This is a genomic window from Micromonospora purpureochromogenes (genome assembly GCF_900091515.1).
GTDB lineage: Bacteria > Actinomycetota > Actinomycetes > Mycobacteriales > Micromonosporaceae > Micromonospora > Micromonospora purpureochromogenes.
In genome coordinates, this window is sequence record NZ_LT607410.1 from 3,048,468 (window position 1) to 3,062,440 (window position 13,973).

General features: G+C 73.3%; 13 protein-coding genes. 4 read left to right on the plus strand and 9 right to left on the minus strand.

The genetic code is table 11. From position 1 onward, the window contains the following. Positions 1 to 34 precede the first annotated feature (34 nt). Complete coding sequence (locus GA0074696_RS14090; protein ID WP_157745914.1) at positions 35 to 196, minus strand: hypothetical protein; 162 nt, start codon at positions 194 to 196, stop codon at positions 35 to 37. Between the two features lie 41 nt (positions 197 to 237). Here GA0074696_RS14090 and GA0074696_RS14095 point away from each other — a divergent pair, with 41 nt between their 5' ends. After that, positions 238 to 1,374, plus strand: coding sequence for a glycoside hydrolase family 26 protein (locus GA0074696_RS14095; protein WP_088961529.1), 1,137 nt, complete (start codon positions 238 to 240; stop codon positions 1,372 to 1,374). Positions 1,375 to 1,541: 167 nt separating this feature from the next. Further along, complete coding sequence (locus tag GA0074696_RS14100) at positions 1,542 to 2,279, plus strand: carbohydrate-binding protein (protein WP_157745916.1); 738 nt, start codon at positions 1,542 to 1,544, stop codon at positions 2,277 to 2,279. A gap of 20 nt (positions 2,280 to 2,299) precedes the next feature. Here the strand turns inward: GA0074696_RS14100 and GA0074696_RS14105 are convergent, their stop codons facing one another. Then, positions 2,300 to 3,586 carry an erythromycin esterase family protein gene (locus GA0074696_RS14105; protein WP_088961531.1) on the minus strand — a complete coding sequence of 429 codons (1,287 nt, stop codon included), beginning with the start codon at positions 3,584 to 3,586 and terminating at the stop codon, positions 2,300 to 2,302. A 318-nt stretch (positions 3,587 to 3,904) separates the two neighbouring features. On the opposite strand from GA0074696_RS14105, the gene GA0074696_RS14110 reads away from it, so the two are divergent. After that, positions 3,905 to 4,357, plus strand: a complete 453-nt coding sequence (locus GA0074696_RS14110; protein WP_197700844.1) for a DUF6098 family protein — start codon at positions 3,905 to 3,907, stop codon at positions 4,355 to 4,357. 41 nt (positions 4,358 to 4,398) lie between these two features. Here the strand turns inward: GA0074696_RS14110 and GA0074696_RS14115 are convergent, their stop codons facing one another. The 7 genes from GA0074696_RS14115 to GA0074696_RS14140 form a co-directional block, all read right to left on the minus strand. After that, complete coding sequence (locus GA0074696_RS14115) at positions 4,399 to 5,412, minus strand: radical SAM protein (RefSeq protein ID WP_088961533.1); 1,014 nt, start codon at positions 5,410 to 5,412, stop codon at positions 4,399 to 4,401. 87 nt (positions 5,413 to 5,499) lie between these two features. Next, positions 5,500 to 5,670, minus strand: a complete 171-nt coding sequence (locus tag GA0074696_RS31180; RefSeq protein WP_172894279.1) for a hypothetical protein — start codon at positions 5,668 to 5,670, stop codon at positions 5,500 to 5,502. Positions 5,671 to 5,805: 135 nt separating this feature from the next. Further along, on the minus strand, positions 5,806 to 6,234 hold the full coding sequence (locus tag GA0074696_RS14120) for a hypothetical protein (protein ID WP_088961534.1): 429 nt from the start codon (positions 6,232 to 6,234) through the stop codon (positions 5,806 to 5,808). Positions 6,235 to 6,437: 203 nt separating this feature from the next. Next, a complete protein-coding gene (locus GA0074696_RS14125; RefSeq protein WP_172894281.1) occupies positions 6,438 to 9,338 on the minus strand; it encodes a ricin-type beta-trefoil lectin domain protein in 2,901 nt (966 codons plus the stop codon). 156 nt (positions 9,339 to 9,494) lie between these two features. After that, positions 9,495 to 11,987, minus strand: a complete 2,493-nt coding sequence (locus GA0074696_RS14130; RefSeq protein ID WP_088961536.1) for a tetratricopeptide repeat protein — start codon at positions 11,985 to 11,987, stop codon at positions 9,495 to 9,497. Continuing rightward, positions 11,984 to 12,316 (minus strand): hypothetical protein, encoded by a 333-nt coding sequence (locus tag GA0074696_RS14135; protein WP_088961537.1) that lies wholly within the window; start codon positions 12,314 to 12,316, stop codon positions 11,984 to 11,986. The genes GA0074696_RS14130 and GA0074696_RS14135 overlap by 4 nt, the downstream gene beginning before the upstream one ends. A gap of 160 nt (positions 12,317 to 12,476) precedes the next feature. Beyond that, positions 12,477 to 13,205 carry an alpha/beta fold hydrolase gene (locus tag GA0074696_RS14140; RefSeq protein ID WP_088961538.1) on the minus strand — a complete coding sequence of 243 codons (729 nt, stop codon included), beginning with the start codon at positions 13,203 to 13,205 and terminating at the stop codon, positions 12,477 to 12,479. Between the two features lie 222 nt (positions 13,206 to 13,427). Here GA0074696_RS14140 and GA0074696_RS14145 point away from each other — a divergent pair, with 222 nt between their 5' ends. Continuing rightward, a complete protein-coding gene (locus GA0074696_RS14145; protein ID WP_088961539.1) occupies positions 13,428 to 13,937 on the plus strand; it encodes a molybdenum cofactor biosysynthesis protein in 510 nt (169 codons plus the stop codon). The last annotated feature ends 36 nt before the right edge of the window (positions 13,938 to 13,973 follow it).

The following is a 13,973-nucleotide window of genomic DNA, read 5'->3' on the forward strand; positions in this document are numbered from 1 at the left end:
GGCAGGACGGGTGACCCGGTGCCGGGCCATTCACTCACGTCACGCCCGGCCAGGACAGACTGACGAACCCGTACCGGGTCAGGAACTTCACCGCGGCGTCGGCGGAGCGCCCGGGGGCGAGGCTGCCGACCAGGACCTGCCGGCGGTTGACGACATGGCCGAGCCGGTCGCTCGCGCCGACAGCGAGGAACGCCACCCGCCGAGGTTGCGGGTGGCGGCTGAGGGGGTTCTGCAACGATGAGGTTGACCGTTCCGCGGGTCCTGATGGTGCTGATCGGCGCGCTGCTACTGACCTACGCGTTCGCCATCGCACCGACCACCACGTCCGGGGGCCGGGAGGACGGCCGGGTTGCGAAGGCCGAGCCAGGTGCGGCGGCACCGAGCCCGCCCCCCCGACCGGCTGCGGAACTCTTCCCGCCGGCCGGCAAGGCGTTCATCGGTGTCATGACACATGAGGGCCCGCACGACTTCACCGCGGTGGACATGTTCACGGCGGCCGCGAAGCGCGAGCCGCAGGTGATGCTCTTCAGCTCAGGGTGGGCGTCCGACACATTCGACCGGACGCTTTTCGACCGGATCAGCAGCCGCGGCATGCTGCCGATGCTGGCGTGGGAACCGTGGGACTACCGCCTGGACCAGGCGGCCCGCAAGAAGGGCTTCAGCGCCCGCAAGATCGACAAGATCCGCTCCGACCAACCCCACTACCGGCTGTCCCGCATCGCCCGGGGGAGCTTCGACAAGTACCTGCTGTCCTGGGCCCAGGGCATCAAGTCACTCGACTATCCGGTGGCCATCCGGTTCGCCCACGAGATGAACGGCGACTGGTACCCGTGGTGCGAGACGGTCAACGGCAACCGGCCCGGCGACTTCGTGAAGGCCTGGCGGCACGTCCACGACGTGTTCGAGGCGGCCGGGGTCAAGAACGTCATCTGGACGTGGAGCCCGAACGTCAGGTGGGACGACTCCACCCCGGAACTCTCCACGCTCTACCCGGGCGACGACTACGTCGACTGGATCGGACTCTCCGGTTACTACGGCCCCGGGGCGCTCTCGACGTACCGGTCCTTCGACGCGATCTTCAACCCCACGATCAAGGAGATCCGCGCCTTCACCCACAAGCCGTTGGTCATCACCGAGACCGGCGCCTCCGACGGTAACGGGCGCAAGGCCGAGTGGATCAAGCAGACCTTCCAGTTGCTGCCCCGCCACCGGGACATCATCGGCCTGATCTGGTTCGAGGCGAACAAGGAGGTGGACTGGCGGGTGGTCAGTTCTCCGGCCGCCGCCAAGGCCTTCGCCCAGGCGGTAGCCGCCCCCCGGTACGACTTCGGCTGGTCGCCGACCATGCTGCCGCGTACCCAGATCGAGGAGTAGGCGGGCCCGGCGGCGGCCCGCGGACCGGGACGGTGCCCGCGTAACGGCACCTGGCGGCGGGCCAGAAGTTGATCGGCCCCCTACAATCCTGTGGCACCTGTCACACCCGGCTCCGGGTCGTCGCCGCGCCGGGCGCACCACTCGGCGCGTGGAGGGGAGCCTCGGGAGTGAGTCCACGTCACGGATCCGGTCCTGACGGCATGTGGCGGATCGGCCCGATCCGCCTGCTGGCGGTGGTGGGAGTCGGCTACCTGATCATCGTGCTGACGCTGGCGGTGATGAACGTGGATCTGGGTCTCGGGGGGTCGCCGGCGGCGGATCGCCCCGGTCCGACCGGCCCGGCGAGCCACCTTGATCCGGCCTTCCCGACGCCGGACCCGGCGACGGCCACCTCGGCCGAGGGCGGCCGGGAGGTGCGCGTCGGATCGGTGGCGACCCGACCCGCCGCGCCGTCGACGGCACCCCCGACCACCCGACCGCCGGCCACCCGCCCGCCCGCCGCCCCGGCGGCACCGATGGTGGTGCGGTCCTACGAGGCCGAGTCGACGGAGAACGGCCTGGACAACATCAGGATCTACGACTGTCCCGGCTGCTCCGGCGGGAAGAAGGTGGGCAACATCGGGCGCGACATGGGAACGCTGCAGTTCAACGGCGTGACCGCCCGCACCGGCGGGTCGGCCACCGTGACCATCGCGTACGTCAACGGCGAGTCCCCCCGGGTGGGGCAGATCAGTGTGAACGGCGCGGCCCCGATCACGTTGACCTTCCCGGGGACGGGCGGGTGGAGCAGCGTCGGCACCATGGTCGTGACGGTGCCGCTCCGACCCGGGTCCAACACGCTGAAGATGTTCAACCCGGACTCGCCGGCACCCGACTTCGACAAGATCACCGTCGCCGTCAGGTAGGGCACCGCTGGCCGATGTGGTCAGACGCCGGAGGGGTAGCTCTCGGGCTCGGCGAGGCTGGCGGGCCGAATGTGCAGCGGCCGGACGGCCTGGGACTGGTCGACCCAGCAGAGGGCGTCGTAGCGGTCGCCGAGCACGGTGGAGACGTAGTTGCCCCAGCTCTCCCGTTCCGGGTGGTAGACCACCCCGACCGCCCGATGGTCGAGTTCGTCGGTGAGCAGATCGGGACGGCCGTCCCGGGGAAAGACGAAGAGCGCCTCCGGCGGCGCGGCGGCGTGCAGCGCGTCCTCCAGCGAGTGCCGCCGGCCCGGCGGCATCGACATCACCCGCATCGGCGCCCCCCAGGCGTCGCCGGCCACCACGGTCCCCCGATGGGTGGCGAAGCCGACCAGGACGACCTGGTCGACGCCGTGGCGCTCGCGGGCGAGCTGGCCGATGTTGACCTCACCCGCCTCGACCATGTCGGTGGCCCGGGCGTCACCCACGTGGGTGTTGTGTGCCCAGACGACCGCCTTCGCGCCCGGTCCGTAGTGCGTGAGCAGCCGGTCGAGGGTGTCGTCCATGTGCCGGTCACGGACGTTCCACGACTCGCGGCCACCGCGCACCATCGCCCGGTAGTAGCGCTCGGCGCCGGCGACCACCTCGGCGTTCTGCCACGCCCCGAAGCGGCCCGCGCCGTCGGTGGCGGCCCGCTCGTGCAGCGCGGCGAGCAGGTCGACGACCTCGTTCTCGCAGCTGTTCGGCACCAGCCGGGTCGCCAGCGCGTACTGCTGGGGGTCCTCGTCGTACGGCTGGAAACAGCGGTAGGCGGCCAGCGCCGCCGGCACCTGTTCCGGGTCGTGCTCGCGCAGGTAGACGAGGATCTCGTGCAGCGACTCCCACAGCGAGTACACGTCCAGGCCGTGGAAGCCGACCCGTGCCGGCTCGTCCAACTGGGCGTTGTGGGTCCGCAGCCAGCGGGTGAAGTCGACGACCTCCTCGTTGGCCCACATCCAGGTCGGCCACCGCTCGAACGCCGCGAGGGCCGCGCGCGGATCCGCAGGCGCGTCGCTGCGGCACCGTACGCTGCGATCGACCCGGTCACAGTCGGGCCAGTCGCCCTCCACCGCGACGAACGAGAAGCCCTTCTCCTCGATGAGCCGGCGCGTGATCGCGGCCCGCCAGGTGTAGAACTCGTGGGTGCCGTGGGTCGCCTCGCCGAGCATCACCACCCGGGCGGCACCGACGCGGTCCATCAGCACGTCCAGGTCGCCCGCGTCGGTCAGCGGCGCCGCGAGCCCGGTCACCTCGTCGTCGTAGCGTCCCATCGCGCACTCCCGCCGCCTCGGATCCGGCCCGTTGCCACCCGGCAGGCGCTCGGGCTCACCGGCGGGCGCCCCCGCAGCTCCCGCGGGTGCCGCGTCGCCGTCACGGACACGTCGGCCCGTGCCTACCCGCACCGGCTGGGCGCATGCGTCCGGCTGCCGTCGATCGCCGGTGCCGTCGCCGTAGGCGAGGAGGTGCCGACCGCCCGAAGACGGGTGGGCGAGCCGGCCCGGCCCCCAAAAGGCCCGGAATCAGGAGGAATGGCCAGGGGTCCGGCAGGGCACATGGACGGGGTGAGCGAGGCACACAACGAAGCGGGCATGTGGGTCGTCGACGACCTGGATCAGCTCGTCACCCTGGTGCAGAAAGCCGCGGACGAGTCGCTGTACGTGCGGTGGTCCCGGGGACCGCAGGCGGACCTGACCGACGAACGGCAGGCCAGCCAGTCCAGCCGGGACGCGCTGACCGGGACGGAGCTGCCGGGCCTGTCCGCCAACCCGCTCGCCGTGGAGTCGTGGTGGGGCGACCGGCCCCTGCGGCTGTGGATCGCCCGCCGGCTGTACGACTACTGCCACCTGCGGGACCTGCGTGGGCCCGGCGTACGCCCGTGGGTGCTGTTGGGCGAGCAGATCGGCCGGGGACCCGACAACGAACCCCTGGTGATCTGCCAGCGGCCGCTGGCCTGGGTCAGCGAGGCGGCCCTCAGCCAGGCCCACCGGGCCGTGGCGGAGCAGGCGTCGCAAGAGTGGGGTCCGCTGCACCGCGCGGACTGACCGGTGAACGTCCCGCCGGCACCCGCCGGCGGCCGGCGGGGTCAGAAGGCGCGCCGGTACAGCGAGCAGCCCCGGCACACCTCGGGCGGCTCGCCGCCGAGGAGGCGGTGCCGGAACTCGCGGTAGCGCTCGCCGTACCAGATCTGTGGGAAGCTCTGCTCGGTCAACCGGCCCAGGGACATCCGGTCGTCGCCCATCACCATGCAGCACGGCTGCACCACGCCGGTGCTGGTGATGTAGGCCGCCTCCCAGGGCCAGGAACAGCCTCGGCCCGAGGGTGGGCCGGCGTCGACCGGGGCGCCGGGGCGCGGCAGGCGCAGCCGCACCCCGTGCTCGCGCGCCGCCTCGCCCGCCTCGTGGAAGGCGGTCGCGGCGCGGTCCGCGTCCGTCCCGGTCCACAGTGCCTGGTCCGCGGTGAACTGCCGGATGCCGTCGTACCCGCCGGCGGGATCGGCGTCAAAGAAGTTGTGCGAGAGGTTCTGCACGTGCAGCTCGTCCACGCCGATGCGGGCCAGCAGGCGCACCAGGTCCGGCAGCTCGGTGACGTTGTCCCGCATCGCCACGAACACCACCCGGATCCACGGGGTGACACTGCCCGCGGCCCGTTTGGCGTGCACCAGCCCGGCGAGGTTCGCCACGACGCGGGCGAAGTCCGCCCCCTCGCGGACCGCCTCGTAGACGCCCGCGCCGGCCCCGTCGAGGGAGACGTGCAGCCAGTCGACCCGGCTGTCCACCAGCTCCTCGGCGCGGCCACGGGTGAGCAGGGTGGCGTTGGTGTTGAACCCGACGGTGATCCCGCGGGCGACCGCCGCCCGCACCATCTCCATCAGGTACGGCGACAGCAGCGGCTCGCCCAGTCCCTGCAGCGTCATCCGGCTCAGCGCGGGTACCTCGGCCAGCAGCCGGTGGAACAGGTCCGGCCGCATGGCCCCGGCGAGCTTGTTGACCGGGGGCCGGTACCGGACCAGACACATGACGCACCGCAGGTTGCACGCCGAGGTGACCTCCAACTGGAGGTGCGGCGGCAACGGCGGATCGTCGATGTCGGTCGACATGCCACCTGATGCCCGGACGCCATCGGCTGAAACCGGCTGCGCGCCGGGTACCCGGTGTGCCGACGGCCCGGCGACGCCGGCAGCCGGTCACTGTTCGTCGTCGATGACCTCGGTCCGGTCGTCGCGCGTGACGGTCACCGGAGGGTGCTCGTCGGGCTGGGGCGCCTGCGCCAAGGTGTGGTGGGGATCCCCGTCGGGGGAGTAGAGCACCCGGTCGGTCTTGCCGGTCTTCTCCCGGTCTTCCTCCGGCTCCGTCACGTCACCCTCCTGCTGCCGCTCGTGTCGCCCACGCTACGCGGCCGGCTCGCTGGTTGGTCCGGTTTCCGCCCGGTACGTGCCGGTCGGCGCTGCCGTGGGGGCCGGCGGGGGAGCGGTTTCGCCGGTGCGGCTCGCTCAGCCCGGCAGCCCGGCGGGACGGCGCTGCTCGCCGGCCAGCAGGGCGTACGAGGCGAGCGCGCCGGCGAGGACCGCGTCCACGGAGATGACGAAGCCCCGGTCCATCCCGTCCGGGGCGAGGGCCGTGCCGGTCACCAGGGCGGTGACGGCCACCAGCACCATCGCCACCCGCACGAGCTGGTGGGGGTCGGGTCCGCTCGGGTCGGCGTGCCGGGACGGACGCCCCGCCACCATCAGCAGGGCGCCGACGGCTCCGGCGGCCCCGATCATCAGCGAGGGCACGGCGAGCCCGTCCACCCCCTGGCGCAGCATGCTCCCCCCGGACCAGGCCAGCAGCCCGAAGATCACCATCGCCAGGAGGTGCGGGAGGGCGCCCCGGCCCACCCGACGCGTCCGGTTCACCGCCGGGTCGTTTCCGTCTGCCACGACAGTCCTCCGCTCGGCCAGCATGCCGTCGATGTCATCGTCGCACCACGGCGCCCGGATGGCAGCAGTCGATGAGCGCGGACCCCCCGACGGATCCGCCCGGTTCACGCCGCCGTGCGGCCGGCGAAGCGGGCGGACCGGGCGCGGTCGGGCCCCGGCGGTGGGCCGGGGTGACGGGTCACCCCGGCCCGGTGCCGGTCGGGTCAGGGCAGGGTCCAGCGCTGGGCGCCGGTGCCGTTGCAGTCGTGGATCTGCAACGGGGTGCCGTCGGTGGTGTTGGAGGCCGGGATGTCGAGGCAGCGGCCCGACTGCGGGTTCTTCAAGCCGCCGTCGGGTTGTGCCGCCCACTGCTGCGCGCCGGTGCCGTTGCAGGTCCAGAGCTGGACCGGGGTGCCGTTCGTGGTGCCGCTGCTCTTGACGTCGAGGCACTTGCCCAGCCCGCGGACGGTGCCGTCGCCGGGCAGCGTCCACCGCTGGGCGCCGGTGCCGTTGCACGTCCACAGCTGCACCCGGGTGCCGTCGGCGGTCTGGCTGGAGCTGATGTCGACGCACTTGCCCAGCCCCTTGATCTCACCGGTCCGGGCGCCGCCGGTGCCCACGCCCGGGCCGGTGAAGGTGTAGCTGTCGACGTCGAGCAGCGCGCCGCTGCCGCCGGTGAACACCAGGTACAGGTCGTGGGTGCCGTCGTCCGGCCTGGTCACGGTGGCGCTGAGTTCGGTGTAGTTGTCCCAGCCGCCGGTGTTGGGCACCGCGATCCGGGCGACCTCGGCGCCGGTGGGGGAGTCGTACCGGAAGGAGACCGTGCCCCCGGCGCCCCCGGAGGAGACCCGGGCCCTGACCCCGGTGATGCCCTTCAGGCTCACCGCGTGGTGCCGGACGTTCTCCCCGTTCTGGATGTCACCGAGCCGCTTGCCGCCCTGGGCCGCCGCCTGGTCGATCACCTTGGGGCCGTTGAGCGTGACGTGGTGCTCGGCCTGCCACTGCTTGGGGTAGAGGCTGATCTCCCGTTCCCCGGTCAGCGGCACGGAACCGGTCGCGCCCCGGTCGGTGTAGCTGCCGCGCAGCACGAAGAAGAGCACCGAATCCGGGCCGGCGTGCACCGGACCGGTGTTGAAGGTGGCCGCGCAGCCGGTGCCCTGCCCCTCCTCGTGCGCGTGCTCCTGGTGCCCGAGTGCGGCCCGGACCACGATCGCCGAGCAGGCCGGGGCGCCGTCCTGCGGGTCACTGGCCGAGGCGGAGACGGTCAGGTCCTGACCCCAGTCGAAGAGGCCGCCCGCCGGCAGCCCGCTCAGGGTCACCGTCGGCCGGTTGTTGCCGACGACGACCGGCACGGTGGTGGTGCCGCTGCGACCGGTGCCGTCGCTGACCGTCAGCCGGGCGGTGAAGCTGCCGTTCGACGGGTACGTGAACGACGGGTTGGCCGCCGTCGAGTCGACGCTGCCGTTGTCGGTGAAGTCCCAGGCGTACGTCAGGGGGTCGCCGTCGGGGTCGGCGCTGCCGGCGCTGGAGAAGGTCACCGCCAGCGGCGCGAGACCGTTGTCCTGGTTCACCGTCGCCCTGGCCACCGGTGACCGGCCACCCTGGACGTAGTTGATTTTGTAGAGTCCGGCGTCGGCGGCGCCGGAGAACCAGCCGCTGCCGTACTCCAGCAGGTACAGCGAGCCGTCCGGGCCGAACTCCGCGTCGATCGGGTGCACGAACGACATACCCGCGAGCACCGGCTCGATCACGGTCGGCGCGCCGGTGGCCGGGTTGCCGTCGGCGAACTGGACCTCCTTGATCCAGTTGCGGCAGTACTCGGAGATCAGCAGCTTGTTGTCGTAGTAGGCCGGCCACTTGACCGGGGAGTTCAGGTTGGGGTCGTAGTGGTAGACCTCGACGTGGTTGGGCGAGCCGCAGCCGCCCGGGTTGTCCAGGGCCGGCCAGTCGTCGCTGCCGCCGTGCTGCTCCCACACCAGCGCCGGCTTCGTCGGCGGGAGCTGGGTCAGCCCGGTGTTGCGGGGCGAGTCGTTGACCGGCCCGGTGGCGCCGCCGCAGGGGAACCAGCCGCGCGGGGCGTTCGCCGCGAAGTCCCAGTCGTTGTACGCCACGTTCGGGCCGCCGCAGTAGGGCCAGCCGTAGTTGCCGGGCCCGGTGGCCCGGTTGAACTCGTCGTAGGCGGCCGGCCCCCGGTTGGCCAGGTCGGCGCCGGCGTCCGGGCCGACCTCGCCCCAGTAGAGGGTGTTCCCCGCCGTGCGGTCGACCCAGATCCGGTACGGGTTGCGCACCCCCATCACGTAGATCTCCGGCCGGGTCTTCGCGGTGCCGACCGGGAAGAGGTTGCCCGACGGGATGGTGTAGCTGCCGTCGTTCTCCGGGTGGATCCGGTTGATCTTGCCGCGCAGGTCGTTGGTGTTGCCGGACGTGCGCTGGGCGTCGTACTGCGGATTGCGGGTCGTCCGCTCGTCGATCGGCGCCATCCCGGCGGAGTCGCCGCCGGAGTTGGTGTTGTCGCCCACGGCGAAGTAGAGGCTGCCGCCGGTGTCCCAGCTCATCGAACCGGCGGAGTGGCAGCAGAGGTCGCGTTCGGTGGGCCACTGGATGAGCACGTCCTCGCTGGCCGGGTCGAGCGCCAGGGTGGCCGGGTTGAAGGTGAACCGGGAGATCCGGTTGACCAGCGGGGTGACCTTGGGCGAGTAGAAGAGGTAGACCCAGCGGTTGGTGTCGAAGTTCGGGTGCGCGGTGATGCCGATCAGGCCGTCCTCGAACCGGGCGTCGAGGGCGAGGGTGAGCGCGACGGTCGTGGACCGGGTGGCCGGGTTGAAGAGCCGGACCTGCCCGCCGCCGGCGCTGGTGCCCCGGTTGATGTAGAGCACCTTGCCGTCGGACAGGACGGCCAGTTCGATCGGCTCACCCATGGTGAGTCCACTGTCGAGGGTGATCTTCTCGAATCCGCTGGTCGGCGGGACGGCCGCCGCCGCGACCGCCGGCTGCGGCGCGGCCGGCTCGGCGGCGGGGTGCGGGTGACCGGGATGGGCGAGGGCCGCCGACGGTACGGCGCTGGCGAGCGCGGTGAGCAGGGCGGTGGCGGCGACGAGCAGGCATCGTTGCGGGACGCGTGACACGGGACCTCCGAGCGTCGGGACGAGCTCGGTGCTACTTCCGCCGCCGCCTCGAGGAGCACCGTGGGGTGCCCAAGACATTAACGTCTTTCGTTCGACCTGAACAGAAGTGGGGCGCGTTCAATCGAAAGTAGTCGAGATTCGGAGGAATGTCGTGGCTCAGCTCGCGAAGGAGTGTGCGCCCAGCTCCCACCGGCGCAGGTCCGCCGGGCCGCGCTGCGCGTTCATCCGGGCGATGTTCTCGCGGACGTGCCGCAGGTGCGCCGAGAACGCCTCGGGGTTCGCCCCGCCCCACCGCGCGAACACCTCCTCGGCCTGGCTGTTGGCCCCCAGCGCCTCGGTGCGGCGGCCCAACTGCCACAGGTATCCGCTCAGGTTCGCCAGCACGGCGGCCAGGTCGAGTTCGAAGGCGACCGCGTTGACCCGGACGAGGTCGCGGTAGATCGACAGCGACGCCTCCGCGGCGTCCACCGCCGCCCCGACCTGCCCCAGGTCGGCGTGGCGCAGCCCCACCGTGTTCAGCGCCAGCGCCAGCTCCGGCAGGTAGACCGACGGCTCGTCGTCGCTGAGCCGGCGCCAGATGCCCTCGGCGCGCCGGACGGTCTTCAGCGCCTCCCGGCCCAGGCCGAGCTGTGCCTCGATCACCGCGAGGTTGGTCAGCGCCCCGGCCAGGCCCAGCTCGGCGGCGACCGATCGCGGACCGGCCTCGAAGAGGTCGACGGCCAGCCGCGCCACCACGACCGCCTCGGGGTCCCGACCGACGTTGGACAGGCGGGTCCCGAGGTTCCCCAGCGTCTCCGCCAGCGCCCGCCGGTGGGCCTCGCCGTCGGCGCCGGGAACGTCGGCGAGCGGGGTCAGCAGCTCGACCGCCCGTTCGACGCTGGCCAGCGCCTCCGGGTAGCGGTTCAGCGCGGCGAGCCGGTGACCCCGCAGGTGCAACGCCCGGGCCAGCAGGGCCGAGGTGGCCGGGGACGCCTCCGCGCGCAGGGCGGCCTCGCCGGCCGTCACCGCCCGGGTCAGCTCGTCCAGGGCCGCCTCGCGACGGCCGACGTTGGCCAGCCGGCGTCCGTACCCGAGGTGCAGTTGCGTCCGCTCGACGTCATCGGCGCAGCCGGGCAGCCGGTGGGCGACCAGCCGGGCTGTGATGTCGCAGGCCACGATGTCGAAGTCGACGTGCCGCCCGTCCGGCAGCACCGGCTCGATCGCGGCCAGCAGGTCGACGCCGGCGTCGGGCAGGTCGACGATCCGGGCCAGCACCGCGCCGCCGGCGGCGATGGCGAGCCGCGGCTCGGCCCGGAGCGCCGGCAGCAGCACCGCGGTCGCGACATGCCGCCAGGCGGTCGCCACCTCGGTCAGGACCGTCAGCGCGTTCGCCCGGACCAAAGTCGCCGTCGCGGGTGACATGCCCTCGGCCCGCAGCAGCGCGCGGGCCGTCCGGTTCGCCCACGGTCGCGGCGGGTGGGCGGGCCAGGCATGTCCGGGTACGGCGAGCGCCAGGTACGCCTCACCGAGCCGGTCGGGCTGCAACGGTGCCAGCACGTACGCCGGTTCCCGGGGTGGATAGCAGGTCCCGTGGTCGGCCAGCAGGTTCTCGACCACCGGCTCCGCGCCGATCCCCGCACCGGCGAGGATCTCCCGGCCCACCTCGTACGGCACCGCGCCGGTCAGCGCCGCGGTGAAGACGACGCGGGCAAGCTGGTCGGGCGGGCTGGACGTCGCCCCGCCCTCGCGCAGCTGCTGCCAGTGTCCGATCTCCCGGTCGAGCAGGTAGCCGTGCAGGTCGACCGGCGTGGCGGGCACCGGCCCGCCGTCGCGGCCGGCGTCGACGGCGACCAGCGCCGCCAGCTGGACGGCCAGCGCCGTCTCGTACGCCGGATCGCTCAGGTCGGGCGTGGTCACCGCGGCCAGCCGGGCGTGGGGGACGAACTCGGCGAAGCGGGCGGCGGCCGTCCTAAAGAGCCGCTCGCGGGTGGTCGGGTCGACCGCCAGCGGTGCCAGTGCGCTCTCACCGGACCGCACGCCGATCGTGCCGAGCCACTGGCGCAGCGCCGGCCACCAGTACCCCTGGGTGCGGGCCAGCACCAGCACCCGCACCGGCCAATCCCGGCGCAGCCGGGGATCGGTGAACAGCCGGCGCAGCTCACCGGCGGGCCACCGGTCCGCGTAGTCCACGATGACCAGCAGCCCGTCGCCGCGCCCGCCCCGGGCGGGCGGGCCGCCGGGCGCCGGCGGCCCGGGGTCGCGGTGGGCGCGCAGCACCTCCCAGTCCGTCGCTCGGGCGTCCGCCGCGAACCGGTCGGCGAGCCGGGTCTTGCCCTGCCCGCCCGGCCCGTGGATCAGCAGCGCCGCGAAGTCCGGCGCGGCCGCGGGAGCGGCCAGCCACTCACGCAGCGACCGCCGCTCGGCGTCGCGACCCACGAACGGCACCGCCCGGTGCCGCGCGTCGAGCAGCTCGGCGAGCCGCAGCTCCCGGTGCGCCGGTGGCTCGTCGCCGGGTGGGGCGGTCAGCCGGTACCCGGGCAGCCCGGCGAACACGTCGCCCTCGACGTACCCGGAGACGGCGACGCTGCCGGGCGCGCCGGCCCACGCGTCGCCGGTGTTGGTGACGGCGTAACCGGCCGGGCGCGGCCCGCCGCGCGGATCGCCGGTCATCGGTCCCGGCGGCGAATCCCGCTGATCGCCTGGCCACCGCCGGTGGCCTCGGCGTCGCCGGTCCGCGAGACCTCCAGTGACGCGGCATCGCCGGTGGGCGCGTCGACGCCCGAGGCGGCGTAGCCGCCGGCGGCGGCCGTGGCCCGGCCGGTCGCGCCGGCCCGGGCGCGGGCCCGACCGCCGGAGCGCGCCGCCCAGACGGCCACCCCGACCCCGGCGACGCCCGCCAACGCCGACACCGCCGTCGCGACCCGGTCCGCCGACTCCCAGCGGAGCACCCCGAAGGTGATCGCGAGCAGGGCGACGAGCACCCCGGTCGCCAGCAACACGAGGTGACGGTCTCTGTTCACTCCGTCATGCTCTCGGCCGCGCCCGCCCGGAGGTATCCACCGCTCGGCTGCTTCCCCGGCGCGGCCGGCGTCAGTACAAGGTCACCAGGGGCTGGGTGGACCGCACCGAGGCCTGGGAGCGACGGGCCGGCGGGCCTGGTCAGCTCTCGACGCCGTTGAGCGCCTGCATGATCACGTCCGTGACGGCCTGGGGCTGGCTGACCATGACGACATGGGAGCCCTCGATCTCGGTGATGGTCGCCCCGGCGCGCTGCGCCATGGACCGCAGGACGTCACTGCCGGCGGCCCTGTCGCTGGCCGGGATCGCGGCCCACGACGGCAGGTTGCGCCAGGCCGGCGTCCCGGTGGGCTGAGCGAACGCCAGCGCCGAGACGGGCCGCTGGGTGGCCGCCATGACTGCGGCGTCCTTCTTCGACACGTCGGCGGCGAACGCGTCGTGGAACTTCACCGGGTCGATGAGGAACTCCGTCTCGGTGCCCTGCGCGGTCGGGTACTTCACCTCCATCAGCGCGGAGGTGAGCACGCTGTCCTTGGAGTCGCCCTCGATCGCCAGCAGGGTCTCGCCCTCGTCCGGGGCGAAGGCGGCGACGTAGACCAGTCCGACCACGTTGTCGACCTGGGAGGCGGCGTTGGTGATGACCGCCCCGCCGTACGAGTGGCCCACCGCCAGCACCGGGCCCGGGGTCTGCTTCAGCGCGCTCGCGACGTACGCGGCGTCCTCGCTGACGCCGCGCAGCGGGTTCGGCACGGCCTTCACCGTCACGCCCGCGGCCTGCAGACGCTCGACCACGCCGTTCCACCCCGAGCTGTCCGCGAAGGCGCCGTGGACCAGGACGACGGTCGGCGGGCCGTTCGATGCAGTGGCCATGGTGATTCCTCTCAGCGCAGTCCGGCGGCGCGGACGAGGACCCGCGCCGGCGTCGGTCAACTACCGAGCGTAGCCAGAGTGGTACGCGGAAAGCGGCGTTTCCGCACCGCCGGCCTCACCGGGGCGGCTTTGCGCCCGGCCCCCGGGCGGAATCGCCAGGGGCGCAAGCAGTCCCGGCCGAGCGCGCCCGGTGGGCGGTCCCGGACCCGTAGGGTCATCGCTGTGGCGCGCATCGTCCAGCTGCTGGCCTCGCCGGTGCACCGGTACGTGGGCCGGCCCGCGGACGGTCCGCTGCCTGCCCCGCCCGGCGAACTGGTGACCGAGGTCCGGCTCCGCGCCGAGCTGGGCATCGTGGGGGACCGGTACTTCGGTCGACCGGCGCACCGCCAGGCCAGCGTGACGGTGATCGCGCAGGAGTCGTTGCCGGCGGGCGTGGACCTTGTGCAGGTCCGGCGCAACATCCTGACCACCGGCATCGCGGTGGACGAGCTGGTCGGGTCGGTCCTGGTGCTGGACTCGGGGGACGGCCCGGTCAGCCTGCGGGTCAACCGGCCGGCGAACCCGTGCGCCTGGATGGACGCCACCGTCGGCCCCGGCACCTGGCGGGCCCTGCGCCGTCGGGGCGGCGTGCGCTGCACGCCGCTGAACGACGGCACCCTGCGCGTCGGTCCGGTCGACGTCGTCGTCGAGCACCAGGGCGACCGCGACGGCGAAGATCCCCGATTCCGGTAGACCGGGTCGGTCGACCGTGCCCGGCAGGCGCCGTGG

Excerpts from the sequence above, each read along its gene's own strand:
- GA0074696_RS14105 (WP_088961531.1), bottom strand. The coding sequence starts at position 3,586 with ATGGGACGCTACGACGACGAGGTGACCGGGCTCGCGGCGCCGCTGACC.
- GA0074696_RS14115 (WP_088961533.1), bottom strand. The coding sequence starts at position 5,412 with ATGTCGACCGACATCGACGATCCGCCGTTGCCGCCGCACCTCCAGTTG.
- GA0074696_RS14095 (WP_088961529.1), top strand. The coding sequence starts at position 238 with ATGAGGTTGACCGTTCCGCGGGTCCTGATGGTGCTGATCGGCGCGCTG.
- GA0074696_RS14110 (WP_197700844.1), top strand. The coding sequence starts at position 3,905 with ATGTGGGTCGTCGACGACCTGGATCAGCTCGTCACCCTGGTGCAGAAA.
- GA0074696_RS14130 (WP_088961536.1), bottom strand. The coding sequence starts at position 11,987 with ATGACCGGCGATCCGCGCGGCGGGCCGCGCCCGGCCGGTTACGCCGTC.
- GA0074696_RS14140 (WP_088961538.1), bottom strand. The coding sequence starts at position 13,205 with ATGGCCACTGCATCGAACGGCCCGCCGACCGTCGTCCTGGTCCACGGC.